This window comes from Nocardia carnea, assembly GCF_029869215.1.
Classification (GTDB): domain Bacteria; phylum Actinomycetota; class Actinomycetes; order Mycobacteriales; family Mycobacteriaceae; genus Nocardia; species Nocardia carnea_B.
This window is the reverse complement of sequence record NZ_JARWPM010000419.1, coordinates 1-21,767: the sequence shown is the minus strand read 5'-3', so window position 1 is coordinate 21,767 and position 21,767 is coordinate 1. Positions and strand designations below refer to the sequence as shown.

At 70.5% G+C, this 21,767-nt stretch carries 22 protein-coding genes; 13 read left to right on the top strand and 9 right to left on the bottom strand.

Annotated features, from left to right (window positions below):
• Positions 1-9: 9 nt before the first annotated feature.
• A complete protein-coding gene (locus tag QH276_RS30880) occupies positions 10-861 on the bottom strand; it encodes an oxygenase MpaB family protein (RefSeq protein WP_280398528.1) in 852 nt (283 codons plus the stop codon).
• 235 nt (positions 862-1,096) lie between these two features.
• Here QH276_RS30880 and QH276_RS30875 point away from each other — a divergent pair, with 235 nt between their 5' ends.
• The 3 genes from QH276_RS30875 to QH276_RS30865 are packed head-to-tail and all read left to right on the top strand — an operon-like array spanning position 1,097 to position 3,739.
• The gene (locus tag QH276_RS30875; RefSeq protein WP_280398529.1) at positions 1,097-2,224 is read left to right on the top strand and encodes an NDMA-dependent alcohol dehydrogenase; all 1,128 of its coding nucleotides are present in this window, start codon (positions 1,097-1,099) and stop codon (positions 2,222-2,224) included.
• A gap of 49 nt (positions 2,225-2,273) precedes the next feature.
• On the top strand, positions 2,274-2,999 hold the full coding sequence (locus QH276_RS30870) for a FadR/GntR family transcriptional regulator (RefSeq protein ID WP_280398530.1): 726 nt from the start codon (positions 2,274-2,276) through the stop codon (positions 2,997-2,999).
• Positions 2,996-3,739, top strand: a complete 744-nt coding sequence (locus QH276_RS30865) for a sterol desaturase family protein (protein ID WP_280406988.1) — start codon at positions 2,996-2,998, stop codon at positions 3,737-3,739. Before QH276_RS30870 ends, QH276_RS30865 begins: the two co-directional genes overlap by 4 nt.
• A gap of 3 nt (positions 3,740-3,742) precedes the next feature.
• On the opposite strand, the gene QH276_RS30860 is transcribed toward QH276_RS30865, so the two are convergent.
• The gene (locus QH276_RS30860; RefSeq protein ID WP_280398532.1) at positions 3,743-4,168 is read right to left on the bottom strand and encodes a nitroreductase family deazaflavin-dependent oxidoreductase; all 426 of its coding nucleotides are present in this window, start codon (positions 4,166-4,168) and stop codon (positions 3,743-3,745) included.
• A 100-nt stretch (positions 4,169-4,268) separates the two neighbouring features.
• Between QH276_RS30860 and QH276_RS30855 the strand changes: the two genes are divergently transcribed.
• Entirely contained in the window at positions 4,269-4,736 is a 468-nt protein-coding gene (locus tag QH276_RS30855; RefSeq protein WP_280398533.1) for a PPOX class F420-dependent oxidoreductase, read from the top strand.
• Here QH276_RS30855 and QH276_RS30850 read toward each other — a convergent pair.
• The gene (locus QH276_RS30850) at positions 4,681-5,286 is read right to left on the bottom strand and encodes a lipocalin family protein (RefSeq protein ID WP_432278613.1); all 606 of its coding nucleotides are present in this window, start codon (positions 5,284-5,286) and stop codon (positions 4,681-4,683) included. The two genes, QH276_RS30855 and QH276_RS30850, sit on opposite strands and share 56 nt — an antisense overlap.
• 235 nt (positions 5,287-5,521) lie before the next feature.
• On the opposite strand from QH276_RS30850, the gene QH276_RS30845 reads away from it, so the two are divergent.
• Complete coding sequence (locus tag QH276_RS30845; RefSeq protein WP_280398534.1) at positions 5,522-6,361, top strand: MerR family transcriptional regulator; 840 nt, start codon at positions 5,522-5,524, stop codon at positions 6,359-6,361.
• A 470-nt stretch (positions 6,362-6,831) separates the two neighbouring features.
• Positions 6,832-7,785 (top strand): STM4015 family protein, encoded by a 954-nt coding sequence (locus tag QH276_RS30840; RefSeq protein WP_280398535.1) that lies wholly within the window; start codon positions 6,832-6,834, stop codon positions 7,783-7,785.
• Here the strand turns inward: QH276_RS30840 and QH276_RS30835 are convergent.
• On the bottom strand, positions 7,764-8,237 hold the full coding sequence (locus QH276_RS30835) for a PPOX class F420-dependent oxidoreductase (RefSeq protein ID WP_280398536.1): 474 nt from the start codon (positions 8,235-8,237) through the stop codon (positions 7,764-7,766). The genes QH276_RS30840 and QH276_RS30835 overlap by 22 nt on opposite strands.
• Positions 8,238-8,362: 125 nt before the next feature.
• On the opposite strand from QH276_RS30835, the gene QH276_RS30830 reads away from it, so the two are divergent.
• The 5 genes from QH276_RS30830 to QH276_RS30810 all read left to right on the top strand — a co-directional run bounded on the left by QH276_RS30830 (position 8,363) and on the right by QH276_RS30810 (position 14,972).
• Positions 8,363-10,048, top strand: coding sequence for a serine/threonine-protein kinase (locus QH276_RS30830; protein WP_280406987.1), 1,686 nt, complete (start codon positions 8,363-8,365; stop codon positions 10,046-10,048).
• A gap of 15 nt (positions 10,049-10,063) precedes the next feature.
• Positions 10,064-11,740, top strand: a complete 1,677-nt coding sequence (locus QH276_RS30825; protein WP_280402476.1) for a serine/threonine-protein kinase — start codon at positions 10,064-10,066, stop codon at positions 11,738-11,740.
• A 164-nt stretch (positions 11,741-11,904) separates the two neighbouring features.
• Positions 11,905-12,540, top strand: coding sequence for a precorrin-8X methylmutase (locus QH276_RS30820; protein ID WP_280402477.1), 636 nt, complete (start codon positions 11,905-11,907; stop codon positions 12,538-12,540).
• The gene (locus QH276_RS30815; RefSeq protein ID WP_280402478.1) at positions 12,537-14,393 is read left to right on the top strand and encodes a precorrin-2 C(20)-methyltransferase; all 1,857 of its coding nucleotides are present in this window, start codon (positions 12,537-12,539) and stop codon (positions 14,391-14,393) included. The genes QH276_RS30820 and QH276_RS30815 overlap by 4 nt, the downstream gene beginning before the upstream one ends.
• A gap of 30 nt (positions 14,394-14,423) precedes the next feature.
• On the top strand, positions 14,424-14,972 hold the full coding sequence (locus QH276_RS30810; RefSeq protein WP_432278750.1) for a PadR family transcriptional regulator: 549 nt from the start codon (positions 14,424-14,426) through the stop codon (positions 14,970-14,972).
• A gap of 333 nt (positions 14,973-15,305) precedes the next feature.
• Here the strand turns inward: QH276_RS30810 and QH276_RS30805 are convergent, their stop codons facing one another.
• The 4 genes from QH276_RS30805 to QH276_RS30790 form a co-directional block, all read right to left on the bottom strand.
• Positions 15,306-16,076, bottom strand: a complete 771-nt coding sequence (locus QH276_RS30805; RefSeq protein ID WP_432278751.1) for a cobalt-precorrin-6A reductase — start codon at positions 16,074-16,076, stop codon at positions 15,306-15,308.
• Complete coding sequence (locus QH276_RS30800) at positions 16,073-16,696, bottom strand: hypothetical protein (RefSeq protein WP_280402480.1); 624 nt, start codon at positions 16,694-16,696, stop codon at positions 16,073-16,075. The genes QH276_RS30805 and QH276_RS30800 overlap by 4 nt, the downstream gene beginning before the upstream one ends.
• 105 nt (positions 16,697-16,801) lie before the next feature.
• Complete coding sequence (gene cbiE, locus QH276_RS30795; protein WP_280402481.1) at positions 16,802-18,049, bottom strand: precorrin-6y C5,15-methyltransferase (decarboxylating) subunit CbiE; 1,248 nt, start codon at positions 18,047-18,049, stop codon at positions 16,802-16,804.
• A 43-nt stretch (positions 18,050-18,092) separates the two neighbouring features.
• On the bottom strand, positions 18,093-18,857 hold the full coding sequence (locus tag QH276_RS30790; protein ID WP_280406986.1) for an SDR family NAD(P)-dependent oxidoreductase: 765 nt from the start codon (positions 18,855-18,857) through the stop codon (positions 18,093-18,095).
• Between the two features lie 37 nt (positions 18,858-18,894).
• Between QH276_RS30790 and QH276_RS30785 the strand changes: the two genes are divergently transcribed.
• Entirely contained in the window at positions 18,895-19,299 is a 405-nt protein-coding gene (locus QH276_RS30785; protein ID WP_280402483.1) for a PPOX class F420-dependent oxidoreductase, read from the top strand.
• Positions 19,300-19,398: 99 nt separating this feature from the next.
• On the opposite strand, the gene QH276_RS30780 is transcribed toward QH276_RS30785, so the two are convergent.
• Positions 19,399-20,532 carry a M24 family metallopeptidase gene (locus tag QH276_RS30780; RefSeq protein WP_280402484.1) on the bottom strand — a complete coding sequence of 378 codons (1,134 nt, stop codon included), beginning with the start codon at positions 20,530-20,532 and terminating at the stop codon, positions 19,399-19,401.
• A 71-nt stretch (positions 20,533-20,603) separates the two neighbouring features.
• On the opposite strand from QH276_RS30780, the gene QH276_RS30775 reads away from it, so the two are divergent.
• A complete protein-coding gene (locus QH276_RS30775; RefSeq protein ID WP_280406985.1) occupies positions 20,604-21,572 on the top strand; it encodes a 5'-3' exonuclease in 969 nt (322 codons plus the stop codon).
• Positions 21,573-21,767 lie beyond the last annotated feature (195 nt).

Below are 21,767 nucleotides of genomic sequence, written 5' to 3'. Positions count from 1 at the left end.
CGGCAGCGCTCAGACCGCGCGAACCCGCTTGATACCCGCGTACGCACGCGGCGCGTAGCGCAGTCGCTCCGGCAGTAACGGCCAGACGGTGCGTACGGTCGTCGCGAAAAGGCCGAAGAGTTTCCGATCGAGCGGGCTCCAGCGCAGGCCGAGGATCTCGCGTGCCCGTTCGGGCATGAGCGCGTTGGCCAGCCAGACATTGAACGCCATGACCGGCCGCCAGATCACCGACCAGACCGGTTCCGGGATTCCGGGCATGGCCGGGATGCGGTGCCCGCCGAGGCGTAATGCGAAATCGGTGGTCGCGTTGGCTTCCAGCACCTCGTCGATCGTGCGATTCCAATATTCTTCGAACTCCGCGTAATTCGACACGAGCACCCTGTCGGACAGTCCGTACATCCGCCACCAGGTGACCCCTTCGGCGATCAACTGGTCTTTCTCCGCCGTGGTGAGCGGGGTACCGAAATGCTCGTTGAGCGCGAGGGTGAGTTCGACGAAGGTGGCGTGGGTCCACCAGTACACGTCCGGGTTGAGCGCGTGGTATCGCTCGCCCCGGGAATCGGTGCCCTTCAGCGGGCGGTGGTAGTCGCGGACGCGGCCGGCCTGTGCCTCGTTGTCGGCGTCGTAGATCATGCCCTGGATCTGCGGGAGGGAGCGGATCAACCGGTCCCAGGGGTCGTCGAAGAAGTTCGAATGATCCTGCAGCGCGGCGCCGACCGCCGGGTGCATGTTCTGCAGGATGCCGGTACGGCCGAGGAACAGCATATTGCGGAGGTCGCCCGCGTATTTCCAGGTCAGCGAACCGGGTCCGATCGGTGCGCCTACCGGGGCGGACGGCACGGCGGTTTCCGGAGCACCCATGATCCGATCTCCTTTGCACACAGAGTGAAGCGTTGAAACGGATGGTAGTTCATCCTCTCATCATTTCGGCACGGCGGGTGCGGAAGTACACCGCGGGCGATGAAATGCGAACCGGCGGCGACTACACTGCCGTATCGTTGTCCGGACTGATGTCCATACAGATGTTCATGCGAGATCGAGGCCACTGCCCGGCATCGTGGCGGGCCCGGAGCGCGCTGACGAAAGCGAGTACACGATGAAGACCAAAGGCGCTCTCATCTGGGAATTCAACCAGCCGTGGCAGATCGAGGAGATCGAAATCGGCGATCCGCGCAAACACGAGGTGAAGGTCGCGCTGGAAGCGGCGGGTATGTGCCATTCCGACCACCATCTGGTCACCGGCGGCATCCCGATGATGGGCTTCCCCGTACTCGGTGGTCACGAAGGCGCGGGCAAGATCATCGAAGTCGGCGAGGCGGTCGAAGACCTCGCCGTCGGCGATCATGTGGTGCTGTCGTTCATCCCGTCGTGCGGGAAATGCCCGTCCTGTCAGGCCGGGTTGCGCAACCTCTGCGATCTGGGCGCGCTACTGCTCGCGGGCACCTCGGTGACCGACGGGTCGTTCCGGATCCAGGCCCGCGGCCAGGATGTCTACCCGATGGCACTGCTGGGCACCTTCTCGCCGTACATGGTGGTGCACGAGAGCTCGGTGGTGAAGATCGATCCGTCCATTCCGTTCGAGGTGGCCTGCCTGGTGGGATGCGGGGTCACCACCGGGTACGGCTCGGCGGTCCGCACGGCCGATATCCGGCCCGGTGAGGATGTCGCGATCATCGGCCTCGGCGGGGTCGGCATGTCGGCCTTGCAGGGCGCCGTCCACGCCGGCGCGCGGTACATCTTCGCTGTCGACCCGGTGCCGTGGAAACGCGAACAGGCGCTGAAGTTCGGCGCGACCCACGCCTACGCGACCATCGAGGAAGCCACCGCCGGCTGCGCGGAGGTCACCTGGGGCGGTATGGCCAAGAAGGTGATCGTCACCGTGGGCGAAGTACACGGCGAGGATGTCGACAGCTGGATGGGGATCACCGCCAAGGCCGGCACCTGCGTACTCACCGCCATGGGCAGCCTCACCGAGAACCAGACCACACTGAACCTGGCCATGCTGTCACTGCTGCAGAAGAACCTGCAGGGCACCATCTTCGGCGGCGGGAACCCGCACTACGACATCCCGCACCTGCTGTCGATGTACCAGGTGGGCAAGCTGAATCTGGACGATATGGTCACCCGCCGGTACCGGCTGGAGGAGATCAACGAGGGTTATCAGGACATGCTCGCCGGTCGCAATATCCGCGGCGTCATCCGCTACACCGACGCGGATCGCTGAACTGGTCTTACCACTTGACCTCTTACCAATCGGCGCCTAGTGTCGCCGTATGGCTCTGCAACGGATCGCCCGGCGCTCGGTGCCCGACGAGATCTTCGATCAATTGGTCGACGATGTTCTCACCGGGGAACTGACGCCCGGCTCCGCACTACCCGCCGAACGGCAACTCGCCGAGGCACTCGGCGTCTCCCGTCCGACCGTGCGGGAGGCCGTTCAGCGGCTGGCCCGCGCCGGCCTCGTCGATATCCGGCAGGGCGGTAGCACCACCGTGCGGGATCCACGCCGCCACGGCGGCCTGGAACTGCTGCCGAAACTGATCTTCCGCGGCGGCGCGCTCGACCACGCGGTGGTCCGCAGCATCCTGGAGACCCGGGCTTCGCTGGGCCGGGAGGTCGCAGTGCTGGCGGCCCGGCGCGGCGGCACCGAACTCGGCCGGGCCCTCGCCGAGGCGGTGCGGGAACTCGTCGCGGCGCCGGATTCCCCGGCGCGGCAACGTGCGGCGCTCCTGTTCTGGGACCATCTCGTGGACGCGGCCGATTCGATCGTCTTCCGGCTGCTGTTCAACCAATTGCGCGGTATCTACGAACCAACGATGGCCGCGCTCGCCGGAGTGATGGACGCCGAGGTGGGCCGGCCCGAGCGTTATCGCGCGCTCGCCGAGGCCGTCACCGCGGGGGACGGCGAGACCGCCGCCGTACGCGCCGGAGAACTGCTTTCGGCGGCCACCGCCGAATTCGATACGCTGCTGCACCGTTTGGAACGGAACCCGTCATGAACCTCACCGAATCGCTACGCGCCCGGCGCGCCCGTAATTCCGCGCGCGACAGCCTGGCCCGGCGCCGGTTGGCCGCCGACGAAGCGCATACCGCCCGGCGCGGGCTCACCCTCACCGCGGTGCTGCGGGATTTCGTCCGGGCCCCGTCGCCGTGGATAATCCTGAGCCTGCTGGTGTGTTCCGCGACCGCGCGGATCATTGCGGGCGACTGGCAGCTCACCGATGCCCTGATCCCGGTCGTGGCGGTGGCCGCGTTCCCGTTCGTCGAGTGGATCATCCACGTCGGCGTTCTGCACTGGCGGCCCCGCACGATCGGCCGGTGGCGTCTCGACTCGCTGCTGGCCCGCAAACACCGGGCCCACCATGCCGATCCGCGGCTCCCCGAGCTGGTGTTCATCCCCTGGCAGACATTCCTCTGGCTACTGCCCGCGCTCCTGGTGATCGGGTTCGTCGCGTTCGGCCGGCCGGAACTCGGGCTGACCTTCCTGACCACCGTCGGCGCGCTCGGCCTGCTGTACGAATGGACCCACTTCCTGGTGCATACCGACTACCAGCCGCGCGGGGCGGTGCTGCGCACCGTGCGGCGCAACCATCGGCTGCACCATTTCATGAACGAGCACTACTGGTTCGCGGTCACCACCGCCGGCACCGCCGACCGGCTCCTGGGCACCTATCCCGATCCCGCGCGGATCCCGAATTCCCCGACCGCGAAAGCGCTGCACCAGCCGCGTCCGGCATAGGCACTACACGCGACGGAGGGCCAGTACCGGGATGGTGCGGATCCCGCGGGCCTTCTCCTCGTATTCGGCGAAACCCGGATAGCGCCGGGCCTGCTCGGCGTAGATGCGGTCCCGGTCGGCACCCGTGACCTCGGTGACGGTGACCGGATAGGTCTCGGTACCGCGTTCCACGGTGGCCTGTCCGGCGGTGGTGAGGTTGTGGTACCACTCGGGATTCGTGGGCGCGCCGGCCTTACTGGCGAACACGTAGATCAGATCGCCGGGATCCCGCTCATCCGCCAGATACATCGTCGGCGCCACGAATTCGCGCCCCGATTTCCGGCCCCGATGGTGTAGGAGCAGCATCGGGGCGCCCTCGAAGGGCCCGCCGACCCGGCCCTCGTTCGCCCGGAATTCCCTGATGATCTGCTGGTTCCAGTCCTCTGCCATACCCGGATTATGCCGGGATCCGGCCCCCTGAGCCGGTTGCTCCGGTCGCGTGGCGGTGTATCCCGCGGATGTCGTTGTTCTCGATTGCCACACTGGGGATATGGCGTTCACGGACGACCCCGACGGTGACCAGTTCTTCGCCCTGCGTACCCACCGCGCCGACGGCACCCCGGTGGGTACCCCGATCTGGCTGGCCCCCGCCGGGGACCGCTGGTACGGCTACACCCCGGGACGGTCGTGGAAGGTCCGGCGTATCCAGGCGAATCCGCGGGTCGAGGTGGCCCGCTGCACCTTCGACGGCACGCCGACCGGCCCCTGGCGATCCGGCACCGCCCGCGTGCTGCCGCCCGGCGAGATCCGCCGGGCCGAGCGGGCACTGACCGCCAAGTACGGCACCAAGTTCCGGATCTTCGTACTCACCACCCTGCTGGGCAGTTTCCGCCGCAGCGGGGGGCGCGCGGTCGGACTGGAAATCGACATTCCGGACGGTCTGCCGGCGCTGCGGCGTCAGCTCAGCGCAGGCACAGCGGAGCGATATCGGATATTCCGCCGGTGGTCGGCGAGGTGAGATACATGCACGGACTCTGCCCGGCCGCTTCGATGGCGGTGCGGACCTGCTGCCAGGTGGCCGGGTCCAAGGCCGCCGCGCGGGCGAGCACGAAACCGGAGAGCCGGCTCGGATCGGTCACCAGCGCCCACGAGTAGTCGGGGGCGAGGGCGGTGACGATGTAGTTGGTCGGGCCGTCCACCGCGTCCTGACCCGGGACACCCGGGAAGCTCACATGCAGTTGCGCGCGGGTGACCGGATCGTTGACCTTCGCGGTACCGCGGATCTCGTTACGGCCGCCGGACCAGGTCGTGCACCGGTTGTACACGCCGATATCGCCCCGTGGGCCGAGGGTGTACTCGGCCCGGGTGTCGCGGGCGCAGTCCAGATTGAACGGCTGGGGAACGGCCGCGAGCTGGTTCCAGGTGCCGAGGTAGCGGTTCAGGTCGAGGCCGGGTACGGGCGCCGGACCGGTGGGCTGCGCCCCGGCGGCACCGGCGGTCAATGCACCGAAGGCGGCGAGGGCGGAAACGAAGGCGAGTGTGCGGCGAACTACTCGATGAGCGATCACGGTGACTCCTCGGAGGTCGGCGGGTACCTCCAGCCTACTCGTATAGATGCATAATCGATGCACACACGCGGTGGTCGGGAGGAGAAAATGACAGCGATACCGGCGCGGCGGCACCCGGGCGGAGACCGCGGAACGGCGGCGGCGGCGCGCCGGGTTCCCCATACCCCGCACGCCACCACCACCCCGGCGGCCCGGCCCGGCCGGTGCCGCGAACCGGACTGGGCACAATAAGACGATGTCCTCCCGCCCCAGTCCCACTCCCCCGGCCGGTTTCACCGTCCGCGCGGTCGCGGATCGTCTCGGCATCCCGACGGCGACACTGCGAAGCTGGAACCGGCGCTACGAGATCGGGCCCACCGGGCACCGGCCGGGGACCCATCGCCTCTACAGCGAGGACGATATCGACCAGTTGCGGCGGATGCTCGAACTCATCGCCGCGGGCGCCACTCCGGCCGGTGCGGCCGCCGCGGTCCGCGCGCCTGCCGCCGCCCCGGGCGACCGGACCACCCTGCTCACCGCCGCTTTCCGCCTCGACTACCGGGCGGTGACCACCCAGCTGAGCGCCCATCTGCACAGCTTCGGCGTCGCGGACACCTGGGAACTGTTGTGCCGGCCCGCGTTCGCCGAGATCGTCGCCCGGCAGGACAGCGGTGAGGGCTGTATCGATGTCGAACATCTGCTGTCCTGGTGCATCACCTCGGCGTTGCACCGCGCGTACCCACCGGACCGGCTGCGCCCGCACCCGATCGTGCTGGCCTGCACCTCCGGGGAGACCCACGCCCTGCCCTTGGAGGTGCTGCGCGCCGCGCTGGCCGAACGCGAGGTCGGCGCGCATATGCTCGGCGCCGACGTCCCCACCGCCGCGTTGACCGATACGCTGGCCCGCCTTCCGGCGGCAGCGGATCTGGTGCTGTGGTCGCACCACGAATCGACCGCACCGACCTCCGCCGTACGCGCCGGCGCCGCCGCCGGTGCCCGGGTGTTCGCCGGTGGCCCCGGCTGGGACGCGGTCATCCTGCCGCCCGGAATCCAGCGGCTCACCAGCCTCGCGCAGGCCATCGATCAACTGGCCTGACCGGACAGTCGCCGTTTCCGGCCGGGCAGCCGGCGGGAGCACCGAGCGCCGGCCGTCGCGAGCGCACGTCCTCCTCGCTGCGCCGCGGACCGGATCCGCACGCGCCGCCGCCAGTCCCGTCGCGGATGAGGCGCAGGCGCCGTTCGTGGCCACGGGAGCGGTCCGCACGATGCCGACCGGTGCGCAGCGCCGGCCCACCGTGCGGTGCGGCAATACCCGCCCGAACCAGAACGATGCATAGCCGATTCACATGTCATCGGTACGGCCGAGACGAGGCCAGAGCGATATCCCGGTCCGGTTCGACGGGCACCGAGCCGGATCGTGTCCCGCGACCGCACGCGAACAATCGGTCGGTATCCACCGGAATCATGTCCGTACACCGCTTGCCGCGCGGATGTCGGGGCGAGTTGGTATGAATCCCTCGGCGATCCGGACCGAGGAGGCCGGCGTGACGAGAGGCGCGGAGCATCATGATCATCGAACATCTCGCGGAATTCGGCGGCCTGCCGGCCTTCGACTTCCCCGAGCCGGACAGCGGAACGAGCGCGCTGCCCGCAGCGGACGCCGCGGCCTGGCGGATCACCGAACGCGGCTGGGACGGCGACAACACCTGGGCGGAGACCTTCACCCGGTTCCTCACGACCGTCGATTCGTCGTCGGTCACCACGGTCATCGTGGGCGACTGGCCGGAAGCCTACGATTCCAGCGTCGACGTGGTGATCGACGCCCTGGTCGCGGCCCGCGCGCAACTGCCACGCCTGCGCGCCGTTTTTCTCGGGGATATCACCGGCGAGGAATGTGAGATCTCCTGGATCACCCAGGGTCGTATCGCGCCGCTGCTGCAGGCCTACCCCGAACTGACGGAGCTCGGCATCCGCGGGGGCACGGAACTCGTCTTCGACGCGGTACGCCACGAACACCTGCGGAAACTGACCGTCGAGGCGGGCGGACTGCCGGCCGCCGCCGTCCGCGGGATCGCCGCGAGCGAGCTCCCCGCGCTCACTCACCTCGAATTGTGGCTGGGCACGCCCGATTACGGCGGTGACGCCGAACCCGCCGACCTGGCGCCCCTGTTCGGTGGCGAGCAATTCCCGAATCTCCGCCACCTGGCCCTGCGCAACAGCGAGATCCAGGACCGGATCTGCGCGGCGGTGGCCGCGGCGCCGGTGGTGGCGCGGCTCGAGACACTGGACTTGTCGCTGGGCGTACTCACCGACGACGGCGCGGCAGCGCTGCTGAGCGGTCAGCCGCTCACCCATCTGCACACCCTGGACCTGCACCACAATTACCTCAGCGACGAGATGCGCACCCGGCTGCGGGAGGTGTACGAACCCACCGGTATGCGCCTGGATCTCGACCCCGACGACGCGGCGGAGGACAGCGTCGACGGCGAGGTATGGCGCTACGTATCGGTCGGCGAATAGCGGCGTTCCGGCCGGCTCTCCCGCTCGGCCACCGCGGATGCCTGGTCGCTGTCCTTGAACGCACCCCAGCCGTGCCAGCGGTCGATCTCGACCACCGCCGTCGTCCGGGTGCGGACCCGGTCGGGGTACGCATTACCCGTGTACAGCCGCGACATCCGGTCGATCACCGAAAGGTCCGTGTCGGCGCGGAGTTCGGCCACCCGCCCGAGCAGACTGATGTGGTTGTACCAATTGTCCTCGTCGAGCACCGTGAGGGTGACCCGGGGATCCCGGCGCAGATGTTTCAGCCGCACCCGGCCGTCGTCCATGTTCAGCAGGACCCGCCCGTCCTCCCACAGGTACCAGGTGGCGGTGGAGACCGGCGCACCGTCCGACCGCAGCGTGGTGACGGTGCACGGGTTGGCCCGGGCGAGCATCTCGGTGGCCTCCGGGGGCAGCGGCGGTGTCGACATGGCGGCTCCTCAGTCCTTCGGTAGCGGTGACCCAGTTGTACCCGAGCAGCACCCGGAAACCCGGCAACGAACGGTCTGTTTCACGGCCCCGGGCTCGGGTAGCGTTTCGCCCAGGAGGTCGACGCGTGACGCTGGCTGCGGGGGCGGTTTTCGCCGGGTATCGGATCATCCGGCCCATCGGTTCGGGCGGGATGGGAACGGTGTATCTCGCGCAGCATCCGCGGCTTCCGCGGGAGGACGCGCTCAAGGTACTCGACGAAGCGCTGAGCGCCGATCCGGAGTTCCGCGCGCGTTTCCAGCGGGAGGCCGAACTCGCCGCCCGCCTGGAACATCCGAATATCGTGTCGATCTACGACCGTGGCGAGGAGAACGGCCGGTTGTGGATTTCGATGCGTTTCGTCGCCGGAATGGACGCGCGTCAGCTGGTGGCGCGCGGTCCGGTGCCACCGGATCGCGCGGTGGGTATCGTGCGCGATGCGGCGCGGGGCCTCGACGCCGCGCATCGGCGGGGCCTGCTGCATCGCGATGTGAAACCCGCGAACATCGTGATCTCGGCAGACCACGAGGGCCGCGATATCGTCCGGATCACCGATTTCGGGATCGCCCGGTCGCTCGACGCCGCGACCGATCTCACCGCCACGGGGGCCGTCCTGGCCACATTCGCCTACGCCGCACCGGAACAGCTGTCCGGACAGCGGGCCGACCATCGCGCCGATATCTACTCGCTCGGCTGCACCTTGTACGAACTCCTGACCGGAGCGAAGCCTTTCGGTCACCGCAGCGGCGCGGCGGTGATCTACGCGCACCTGTCCGAACCGCCGCCGCGGCCGTCGCAGGCCCGGCCGGACCTACCCGCCGCCTTGGACGAAGTGGTGGCCCGCGCCATGGCCAAGGATCCGGCCGGTAGGTTCGCCGACTGCGCCGAGCTCGCGGCGGCGGCCCGGCAGGCATTGCGATACCGCTCCGCGGCCACGCACCCCGGAGCCACGAATATCGCACCGGAGCCCGGGCGCAACTTCACGCCGGGACCTGGCCACAACCTCACGCCTGAGCCCGGCCGCAACCTCACGCCGCCGCTCGCCGGGAACGGCGCTGCCACACCGAGTCCCGGGCCGGCGACGGCCCACCCGGAGCCCGCGGCGCGCCCGGCGCCGGGGCCGGAACCGGCAACCGGCCTCGCACGGCCCGGCGCGGGCGCGCGGCGCCCGCCGGCGCTCCGCACCCCGCTGCTGATGCTCGTCGTCGTTGCGCTGGCGGTGGCGGCCGGTGGGCTGCTCTACCGCCAGGGCCCTCGGACGGTCGCCGGGACACCCACCCCGATACCGACCACCGCCGCATCCACCTCCACGGGTGGCCCGGTATCGGCCACGACGGCACCCACCGAATCACCGGCGGCCGCCTGGGGTCCGGCGGCCTATATCGCCGAGGCGTTTCCGGCGTTGCTCCCGGCCGACCCGGCGGCCACGGGCTATGCCGGGCTGCGCTGCGCGCTCAACGACGACACCGGTACGTGGCTGCACTGTCCCACCGAGGACCCCGGCGGTTTCCACGTCAATATCCACTGCGACCCGGCGCGCCGGCCGGCAGGCACCCGGCTCGGCGAAACCGGCCTCACCGACCTGCGGGAACAGCGCTGGACCCGGCCGTCGGGCACGGGCACCGTGCGCTGGGCCACCGACGCGATGGCCGGATTCGGACTGCTGGAAGTGCGTTTCGACGATGCCGGGCGGACCTTCTGCACGATCACCGCCTCCGGCGGTACGGGCGGGCAGGATGTATTCGACCGCTGGTGGACCGGTGCGCCGCTGTAGGAACGGAACGAAGCCATGACGCTGCAGCCCGGGCACGAATTCGCCGGTTACCGGATCGAGCGGCTGCTCGGTGCGGGCGGTATGGGCACCGTGTACCTGGCCCGCCACCCCCGCCTCCCGCGTTCGGTGGCGCTGAAGGTACTCACGGCCGCCGGCCCGGATCCGTTGCTGCGGGCCCGTTTCGAACGCGAGGCGGATCTCGCGGTACGGATCGACCACCCGAACGTGGTGGAGGTCTACGACCGCGGCGAGGACGACGGCCGGTTCTGGATCGCCATGCGTTATGTGGCGGGAACCGATGTGGCCCGGCTGATCGAGCGGGGTCCGGCGGCGCTGCCGCCGCGGCGGGTGGCCGGGATCCTCGCGCAGGCGGCCGAAGGTCTGGACGCCGCACATCGGCGCGGTCTGCTGCACCGGGACGTGAAACCGGCGAATCTACTGGTCGGCACCCAGGATGGCGTCGATCAGGTGTTCGTCTCCGATTTCGGTATCGCCCGGGCGGTCCGCGACGAGGCCCGCCTGACCGATACCGGTGCGGTGGTGGCGACACTCGCCTACGTAGCGCCCGAGCAGATCCGCGGGGAGCCCGCCGGGCACCGGGCCGATATCTATGCGCTGGGCTGCACCCTGTACCAGATGCTCACGGGGCAGGTGCCGTTCGACCGGGCGAGCCCGGCCGCGGTACTCGCCGCACATCTGAACGACCCCGCGCCGCGCCCGTCCCACGCGGTGGCGGGCCTCTCGGGCGCACTCGACGCCGTGATCGCCCGCGCGTTGGCCAAGGACCCGGCCGAACGATTCGGCAGCTGCCGGGAACTCGCGGCCGCGGTGGACCGTGCGCTGGCGACGACCCGCCCGCCCATAACCCCACCGAACGACCGGAAACCGCACGTATCCGTGCACCGGCCGGCACGGAACAGCAGCCCCGAGCCCGGCACTCCGCGACCGGGAACCGGGTATCCCCCGCCCGGAACTTCACGACCTGTACCCGGGTATCCCGCGGGTCCCGGCGACGAGAACGGCCGGGCAGGCAGGCGCACCCGCGCGGTCGGCCCGGTGCGGCGCCCGAACCGACCGGCGCTCACCGCCGCGCTCGTGGGAGCGGTCGCGGCTCTGGTGGTCGTCGCGGTCCTCATGGTGGTCGGCACCCTTCGCCCGACCGGCACACCGGCCACCGCGACACCCACGCCCGCCACGCCCACACCCGCCGGCGATCCGGACGGCACGACGACCCCCACCGCCGCTCCCACACCGGTGGTGACGGCCTGGGGACGCAACAACGCACTCGTCGCGCTGTTCCCCGATCTCCTACCGCCCGAGCCCGGCGCCACGGGCTATCAGGGCGCCCGGTGCGCCGATCTCGATGTCCTCAACAACGGCGGCGCGCCGGCCCTCGAATGCCGGCAGGACAACGGGATCAGTTATTACGTGTGGTCGTTCCGGCGCGGCGACCCGCGCCGCGAGACGACCTACACCACCAATATCGACAACGACACCACCCGGGAACAACCCTGGACCCGTCCGTCGGGTTCCGGGCGGATGCGCTGGAGCCACTACCCGGGCGCGAATACGGGCATGCTCACCGTGTCCTTCGACGATCCCGCCCGAGCCTGGGTGGTCCTCGATATCTCCTGGCCGCACTACACCGGGCAGGATATCGTCGACCAGTGGTGGTCCACCGCTCCGATCTGATACGCCGCACCCCGGCTGCTGCTCACCGCGGATCGACGGTGGCGCGCCGGGAACCCCCGGTGCCTCGCGTACCACCACCGGACGGATGGGTTCGCGAAGGCGGGTAGCGGACCGGCACCCACCCACACCGGCCCGCGGCGCGGGGCCCCACATAGGGTGTGCCCATGTCCGATACACGCACCGGCTACCTCACCGACGCGGGTGAGATCTACCGCCGATCGTTCGCGATCATCCGCGCCGAGGCCGAACTGGACCGGTTTCCGGCGGATATCGCGCAGGTGGTGGTGCGGATGATCCACGGCTGCGGTCAGGTCGATCTGGCCGGCGATATCGCCTACACACCCGGTGTCGTCGCCGCGGCGCGGCAGGCGCTGCGGGCGGGTGCGCCGATCCTCTGCGATGCGAACATGGTGGCCTCGGGGGTCACCCGGACCCGGCTACCCGCCGACAACGAGGTGCTCTGCCTGCTGCGCGACCCACGGGTCCCCGATCTCGCGGCCCGGCTGGGCACCACCCGGTCGGCGGCCGCACTGGAACTGTGGCGCGACCGGCTCGGCGGCGCGGTGGTGGCCATCGGCAACGCGCCGACGGCGCTGTTCCATCTGCTGGACATGGTCGCCGCCGGAGCGCCCGCACCGGCGGCGGTGCTCGGGATTCCGGTGGGTTTCGTGGGTGCCGCCGAATCGAAGGAAGCACTCGCCGACACCGCGGGCCTGGAGTATCTGACGGTCCGGGGACGGCGCGGCGGGAGCGCCATCACCGCCTCGGCTTTGAACGCGATCGCGAGCGAGAAGGAATGACAGTGGCGACCGGGAAACTGTGGGGTGTCGGACTGGGGCCGGGAGACCCGGAACTGGTGACGGTGAAGGCGGCGCGGATCATCGCCGAGGCCGATGTGATCGCCTTCCACAGCGCCCGGCACGGCCGCAGTATCTCCCGCGGTATCGCGGCACCGTATATGCGTCCGGGGCAGCTCGAGGAGCATCTGATCTACCCGGTCACCACCGAGACCACCGACCATCCGGGTGGCTATCAGGGCGCCATCGACGAGTTCTACACCGCGGCCGCCGACCGGCTGGCCGCACATCTGGCGGCGGGCCGTTCGGTGGCCCTGCTCGCCGCCGGCGATCCGCTGTTCTACAGCTCGTACATGCATATGCACCGCCGGCTGGCCGGCCGGTTCGAGGCGGAGATCATCCCGGGAATCACCTCGGTGAGCGCGGCGACGGCGGCGCTGGGCACCCCGCTGGTGGAAGGCGAGCAGGTCCTCACCGTGCTGCCCGGCACAATGGACCCCGGCGAGCTCACCCGGCGCCTCGCCGGTACCGACGCGGCCGCGATCATGAAACTGGGCCGCACCTTTCCCGCCGTCCGCAAGGCCCTCGCCGATTCCGGCCGGCTCGACCGCGCCTATTACGTGGAGCGGGCCAGCACCGGTCGCGAACGCGTCCTGGCCGCCGGTGATGTGGACGACTCGCAGGTCCCGTATTTCGCGATCACCATCGTCCCGGGTCCCGAGCCGACCACCGCGCTGCCCGGTTCCCCCGGGTCCGAGCGCACCGGCCCCGGCCGCAGAAGCCCCGGGGACACCGGATCACCGCGCACCGTCCCCGCCGGCGAGGCTCCCGGGGACACCGGACCGGCGAGCGCCGTTGCCGCCGGGGCGGATACCGGGGACACCGGAGCGCGGCCTACCGGCGCGGTCGCGGCGGGCCCGGCGCCGGACGCGGAAACAGCCGGAGGCGGATCCACCCGAGCCGCCCGTTCGCCGGCCGAGGAGCGCGAGCACGCCACCGGACCGCGAGCGGATCTGCGCGCGGCGGCGGCCACGCCGGTGCCCGGCGGGGAGACCACAGCCGGTGTGCGCGCGGCGATGTTCCGCGAGCCCGCACAGCGGACCGGCTCCGGGACCGGTGAGGTGGTGGTCGTCGGTCTCGGCCCGGGTGATACCGCGTGGACCACCCCCGAGGTCACCGCGGCGCTCGCTACCGCGACCGATCTCGTCGGATACACCACCTATATCGACCGGGTACCGGTCCGCGCGGGCCAGCACCGCCACGCGAGCGACAACCGGGTGGAATCCGAGCGTGCCGCCATGGCCCTGGACCTCGCCGCCCGCGGCGGCCGCGTGGCCGTTGTGTCCTCCGGCGACCCCGGCGTTTTCGCGATGGCGGCGGCGGTCCTGGAGGAATCCGCCGATCCCCGGTGGGCGGGGGTTCCGGTGCGGGTACTGCCCGGGGTGACGGCCGCGAACGCGGTGGCCAGCCGGGTCGGTGCGCCGCTGGGCCACGATTACGCCACCATCTCGCTGTCCGACCGGCTCAAACCCTGGGAGGTGGTCGCCCGGCGACTGGCGGCGGTGGCCGCCGCGGATATGGCGATCGCGGTCTACAACCCGGCCTCGAGCAAACGCACCTGGCAGGTGGGGGCGATGAAGGACATCCTGCTGGAACACCGGACCCCGGAGACCCCGGTGGTGCTCGGCCGTGATGTCGGCGGACCGGCGGAATCGGTCCGGGTGGTCACACTGGGCGAACTGGATCCCGCCGAGGTGGACATGCGCACATTGCTGATCATCGGCGCGTCCACCACCGCGGTGTTCGGCGACGCCGCCGCGCCCCGGGTGTTCACCGCACGGCGGTATCGAGGCTGAGAACGCAATCCGATATCATTCCACTGTGGAATGATACCGGCGGAAGGATACGTGGTGAACGGCAAACGGAAGCGGCCGCTGAACTCCACGGCCGCCTCACTGCTGGGTTTCCTGCACGAGGGCCCCATGTCGGGCTGGGATCTGGTGACGCTGGCCCAGGAGCGGATCGGCGATTTCTGGACCATCACCCAGAGCCAGGTCTACCGGGAACTGGCCACCATGGACGCGGCGGGTCTGGTGGTGAAGGGCGAAACCGGTGCCCGCGAACGCACCCCGTACCGGATCACCGAGGCGGGGCGCGCGGAGTTCGCCGAATGGATCGCACGGGATCCGGGCGCGGAGACCATCAGGTTCCCGCTGCTGCTCACCCTGCATTTCGGCGGTCATCTGGACCCGGCGCACCTGGCCGCGATCATCGAGAACAGCCGCAAGATCCACCAGGAGCGCCTGAACCGCTACCGAGCCGAGAACGCCGGGGCCCTACCGCCGCACGCCCGCGCGACATTGGAGTTCGGGATCGGGTACGAAAGCGCGGTCCTGGAATGGTTCGACCGGCTACCGGACCTGCTCACCTCGTGAATCCGGCACCGGAGCGCGATGACGGAAGCCGAGCCGGCGAGCTGGTCGCCGACGCGTGCGGACTTTCGCGGCCATCGCGCCGTCGTCCGGCTCGGCCGCTCGCGCCCGGCCGATGACGGGGAACCGCGGCGCCAGGCCTCGGACCGGTTTCGGTAACCCGGAATCTACGCCCACGGCAGCGCATATACCGCGCAAGCGACCGGGGCCGCCGCCGGCAGGCGTAGGGAATCCGAGCGTCCGCGCCCGGCCGCTGCGGGACTGCTGCACGCCATGACGCGACCGGCCGGAAGCCGCGGGCCCGCAGTTCTTCAGGCGGCCCTCGCGTGGTACGGACTACTGCGGTTCCACGCTGGGAATACCTTCGCCGGCAGCGTATTCGGCCACCCAGGTGCGCGCGGCGGCGACGGAGGATACCTCGACGAGACCGTCCGGTGTGGGCGGACGGTCCACGACCACCACGGGAATACCTCGGTCCCGGGCCGCAACGAGCTTGGCGGCCGTGGCGTCGCCGCCGCTGTCCTTGGTGACCAGCACGTCGATACGGTGCCGGGCCAGGAGTTCGGCCTCCGCGTTCACTGTGAAAGGCCCACGGGCGAGCAAGATCTCGTGTCGCGGCGGTAGCGCGGATTCGGGTGGGTCGATGGCCCGGATCAGGAACCAGGGGCGGGTGCAGCCGGCGAACGCGCCGACCCCCTGCCGTCCGATGGTGAGCAGAATCCGTTCCCCGGTATCCGCGGAAACCTTTGCGGCAGAGTGCATATCGGGTACCCGGAGCCAGCGGTCGCCCGGCCCGGGGGTCCAGCCCGGACGGTTCAGCCGCAGCATGGGCAGGCCGAGATCCGCGGTCGCCCGCGCGGCGTGTTCGGTCATGGTCGCGGCGAAGGGATGTGTGGCGTCGACAACGAGTTCGATCCGCTCGGCGGCCAGCCAGTTCCGCAGGCCGTCGACTCCGCCGAAGCCCCCGACGCGCACCTGCCCGCCGGGGTGGACCGGATCGGAGACGCGACCGGCGAGCGAGGACACGATCTCGAGTCCTCGCTCGCCGGCCAGTACATGGGCGAGTTCCCGGGCTTCCCCGGTCCCGCCCAGCAGCAGAATTCTCAGGGCTGCCCGCCGAAGTAGGCGAGTGCCGCGTTGAGCAGCGGCGGCCCGCCGGCGACCGCGAGACCGATACCGGCGCCGATGATCGCGCCCGGCAACAGGCCGATACCCAGGAACAGGAAACCGATGCCGGCGCCGATGGCCGCACCCACGGCCGCGCCCAGCGAGGCGCGCTGCAGTTCGGCCATGAACCAGTGCTGGGCGCCGATGAATTCGGCCTGCGCCGGCGCGCCGGCGACGGGGGTGGCCTGCGGGGTGAGGGTCAGCCGGCTGTTGTCTTCGTCGATCCGGGCGGCGACGGAGACCAGCTGATCACCGGTCTGCTGGCGCAGCGGGATGCTGGTCAGGCGTTCGCCGGCGGCATTGGTGAGCACGACCGCGTTGTTGGCGGCGTCCAGGCCGAACGCACCGCCGGATACCGTGGTGACCAGCGATTCACCGGACTCGGCGAGAGCCAGGGTGTAATCGACGCCGCGATCGTGTCCCGCGACCTCGGGTGCCGCGTTGCGCTGCTGTTCGGCGGCGGGCGCCGCGGGGGCGGGAGCGGCGTAGCCGGTGCCGGCGGCGATACCGGTGGCCGCGGCCGCCATGATCGCGGTCGCGGCGAACTTCTTGTATCTCACTATCGAATCTCCCCGTCGCGCACGAGTCCGATGACCCGTGCTCGGAACATTTCGTGACACTACTACCGCTGTCCGATTCGTCCATTCGAACGGAATCCGCAGGCGCTAGAGCTCCTTCACCACCGACCATTGCGTCACCGGCAACTGTGGCCGCCAGGTCGTGAACCGGCCCAGCGGTTCGCCCCGGTAGATCTGGTACCGCCGCAGGCTCCCGCCGTTCGCGGCCGACCACGAGATCAGCAGTGCCTCCGATTCCGCGGTGACCGCATTGGCCACCAGCCGCCCGCCCACGGGCAATCGCGACCAGCACCGATCGAACAACCCAGGTACGGTGAGGCCGCCGCCGAGGAAGATCGCGTCGGGAGCACCCGGGACGGAAGCACCGGTGAGTTCGGCGACGGCCTCCCCCCGCACCTCGATGTCGGGCACACCCAGTTCCGCGGCGTTCGCGGTGATCTGCGCGCGGCGCCGATCCAGCGTTTCGAACGTCACCGCCCGGCACGCCGGATGCGTACGGCACCATTCGATGGCGATACTGCCGGAGCCACCGCCGATATCCCACAGTGTCTCCCCGGGGGACGGTGCCAGCGCGGCCAGGGTCAGCGCCCGGACCTCGGCCTTGGTGAGCTGCCCGTCACCGGTGTAGGCGGCGTCGGGCAGACCCGGGACGCGGGTGAGACGCAACCGTCCGGCTTCGCCACGCACCACTATCGCGACAATATTGAGCGGATCCCCGGGCGGCTCCCGCCAGTCGGCGGCGTGGCCCGCGACTACTCGTTCGGCCGGACCACCGAGTTGTTCGAGAACCGTGACCTCGGACGGCCCGAAACCGTGGCGCCGCAGAAGCTCCACGAGTTCGGCCGGGGTCGCGGCATCGGCGCTCAGCACGAGCACCCGGCGCCCCTCGGCCAGTTCCGGCAGCACCCGGTGCACCGGCCGGCCGACCGCACTCACGACGCCGACCTCCGGCAGCGACCAACCCAGCCGGGCGCAGGCCAGCGAGACCGAGGACGGCTGTGGCAGCACCCGCAGTGATCCGGGTCCGAGCAACCGCGCCAATGTGGTCCCGATTCCGTAGTACATGGGGTCGCCGCTGGCGAGTACCCCGAGCCGCGTGCCCTGCCGGTCGGCGAGCAGCCCCGGAAGCGCCGGTACCAGCGGCGAAGGCCAGGCCTGCCGGTCGGCGGTGACTTCTTCCGGCAGTAACGCGAGTTGCCGCGCCGAACCCAGCAGTACCGCACAGTCCCGCAGCGCCGCACGCGAGGCCTCGGGCAGGCCCGCCCACCCGTCGGCACCGATACCCACCACCGGAATTCGGGGCCCGGCCCACCGCACCGGCGGTTCGGTGCTCACCCGTGCCACCTTCCCGTCCGGGCGCCGCCGGCGACCCGCGCGTTCACCGCGGCAACCGCCGCCAGACAGCCTGGGGCAGCAGCCGCAGACCGAAGAAGATCGGGCGCAGGATGCCGGGAATCCACACCCGCCCGGAGCGGCGGCCCAGTGCCCCGACCACAGCATCGGCCACCTGGTCCGGTGTGCTGGAGAACGGTGCGGGGCTCATCCCCTCCGTCATCCGGCCGATGACGAATCCCGGCCGCGCCAGCAGCAGATGCACGCCGGTCCCGTGCAAGGCGTCGGCCAGACCGCTGGCGAAACCGTCCAACCCGGCTTTGGCCGAACCGTAGACGTAGTTGGCCCGGCGCACCCGGACCCCCGCCACCGAACCGAAGACGACGAGGTGGCCGCTGCCCTGGGCACGGAACTCGTCGGCCAGCACGGTGAGCACACTCACCTGGGCGGCGTAGTCGGTGTGGATCACCGACAGCGCGTGCGCGGGGTCGGCTTCGGCGCGAGCCTGATCACCCAGCACGCCGAAGGCCAGGACCGCGACGCCGATCGGGCCGTAATCGGCGACGATCTTGTTCAGCAGCGCGGGATGGCTCGCGGTGTCATCGGCGTCGAACTCCACCGGATGCACAGCCGTCGCCCCCGCCGCGGTCAATGCCGCGGTCTCCGTATCCAGCTCCTCGCAGCGCCGCGCGGCCAGCACCACCGGCCGCCCGGGGGCCAGCCGCAGCGCCACCTGCAGGCCGATCTCGCTGCGCCCACCCAGCACCAGCACAGTGCCCGGGTCGATTCCTCGTGTACGACGCACAACCATGCGCTCAGTCTGTCACGCCGACGGTTACGGTCCTCCTATGACAACCCCAACCATCGACTTGTCACCCGCGGCGGTGCAGTTCCTCACCGAACGTCACCTGGCCACCCTCACGACTCTGCGCGCGGACGGCACCCCGCACGTCGTTCCGGTCGGTTTCACCTGGGACGGTGACGCGGGCCTGGTCCGCGTGATCACCAGCGGCGGCTCGGTGAAGGCCCGCAACGCGCGGCGGGCGGGCTATGCCGCGGTGAGTCAGGTCGACGGGCGGCGCTGGCTGACTCTCGAGGGCCCGGTCTCGGTCCTGGACGATCCGGAGCAGGTCCGGGAGGCCGAGCGCCGCTACGCGCAGCGCTACCGCACCCCCCGCGAGAACCCGGCTCGCGTCGTGCTGGCGATCCAGGTCCGGCGGGTGCTGAGCGGAGTAGCACTGCGGAACGCCTGACCCCCGGGCCTGCTCGCCCGGCAGGAGGCGCATACCCGCCCGAGCGCGAGCGCCTGCCTCCCGTCCGGCGAGTAGGCGCTCCTCTCCCGAATGTGCGCGTCAGGTGGGGAGCACCGTGAGACCGTGCGGACGCTGGTTCATCGATTCGCAGCCGTCCTCGGTGACCACCACGATGTCCTCGATCCGGGCGCCCCATTCGCCGGGGAAATAGATCCCCGGCTCGATGCTGAACGCCATTCCGGGACGCAACTCCAGGTCGTTGCCCGCGACGATATAAGGCTCCTCGTGCACCGACAGCCCGATCCCGTGGCCGGTGCGGTGCACGAACGCCGGACCGAACCCGGCCGCCGCGAGCGGTTCGCGGGCCGCCGCATCCACCGCCGCCGCCGGGATCCCGGGACGGACGGCCGCCACCGCGGCGGCCTGCGCGCGTTCCAGTTCGGCGCAGCGGGCGGCGATTTCCGGAGTGGGCTCACCGAGCACGTAGGTCCGGGTGGAATCGGAGTAGTAACCGGGCTCCACCGGGCCGCCGATATCCACGACGACCACATCGCCGGCCTCGATCCGCCGGTCCGACACCTCGTGGTGCGGGATGGCGCCGTTGGGCCCGCTACCCACGATGACGAACGCGGCCTCGGTATGCCCCTCGGCCACGATGGCCGCGGTGATGGCCGCGCCGACTTCGGCCTCGGTGCGACCGGCCTGCAGGAATTCCCCCATCCGCGCATGGACCCGGTCGATGGCGGCCCCCGCGCGGCGCAGCGCCTCGGTCTCGGCGGCATCCTTGATCATGCGCAGTTCACGCAGGACCGGGGTCGCGGAAACGGGGAGGCCACTGAAACTGTGGGCCAGCGGCAGCAGATGCCGGGCGGGCATATCGTCGGCGACCGCCACCCGCGACCCGATATGCAGCGCCGACTGCACCAGTTCGTAGGGGTCCACACCGTCGACCCAGTCCAGTACCCGCAGGCCGAGTTCGTCCACCGCGGATTCCTGCAACCCGGCCACCTCCAGTTTCGGTACGACAACCGACGGGGTGGCCTTATCGGAGGTGATCACCAGGCAGGTGAGCCGTTCGAACGATTGCGCCGCCGAACCGATGAGATACCGCAGGTCCGGGCCGGGGGTGATGAGCAGGGCGTCCAGATGCGCCGCGCGGATCAGCTGGACCGCCCGCTCCAGCCGCTGCTCGTAGACCTCCGCCGCGAACCGTGCCTCCGTATGCGCGCTCATGATCTCGAACTTACCCCGGCTTCGGGGACGGCACACCGGATCGGTCGGTGGGGCCCGGTAGATTCCGGCGGGTGAACACGACCGAATCCGCACCGCGTCCGCTGCTCCTGCTGGACGGCGCGAGTCTGTGGTTCCGGGCTTTCCATGCCATCCCGGACAAGATCACCGCACCGGACGGCAGATCGGTGAACGCCGTGCGCGGTTTCATCGATATGGTGGCCGCTTTGATCACCCGGCATCGCCCCGCCCGCCTGGTGGTGTGCCTGGACCTGGACTGGCGGCCGCAGTTCCGGGTGGACCTGGTACCGACCTACAAAACGCATCGCCTGGATACTTCCGCGGGCGCCGAACCGGGCGCCGAGGTGGTCCCGGACCGGCTGACACCGCAGGTCGAGATGATCCTGGAGGTGCTGGCCGCGGCCGGTATCGCCACCGGCGGCGCGGCCGGGCTGGAAGCCGACGATGTACTCGGCACCCTCGCCTCGACCGAACGCACCGATCCGGTGGTGGTGGTCAGCGGCGACCGGGATCTACTGCAACTGGTCCGCGATACCCCGGAACCGCCCGTCCGGGTGCTGTACGCCGGCCGCGGGCTGGCCAAGGCCGAACTCTTCGGCCCCGCCGAGGTGGCGGCCAAATACGGTGTGCCGGAAGAAAACGCGGGTCCCGCCTACGCCGATATGGCGACGCTGCGCGGCGATTCGTCCGACGGTCTGCCGGGCGCGGCCGGTATCGGCGAGAAAACCGCCGCGACGCTGATCAGCCGGTTCGGCTCGCTCGAAGCCCTCCGCGCCGCCGTCGACGATCCCGGCACCGATCTCGCCCAGGGCATCCGGGCCAAACTTCGCGCCGCCGCCGGCTATCTGGATGCCGCGGCGCCGGTCGTGCGGGTGGTCCGCGACGCGGACGTGATCCTGTCCCGCCCTGATACCTTGCACCCCATCCCCGCCGACGCCGACGCACTCGACGCACTGGCCCATCGCTACAACGCCGAGAGCCCCGTCAAACGCCTGATCGCCGCACTGGCGACAGGCGCGTAAACCACCCCGGAAACGCAGAACCCGGCCGGGGGGGGGGCCCCGGGGGGGGGGGGGGGGGCCCAAGCGGGGGGGGGGGCCGCCCCGGGGGGGGCGGGGGGCGGGGGGGGGGCGGCTAAACCACCCCACCTATCATTTGGCGCCCGAGACCGGCGTGCCCGCGGTCGCGGTGGTCGCCGATGTGGCCGACCGGGAATC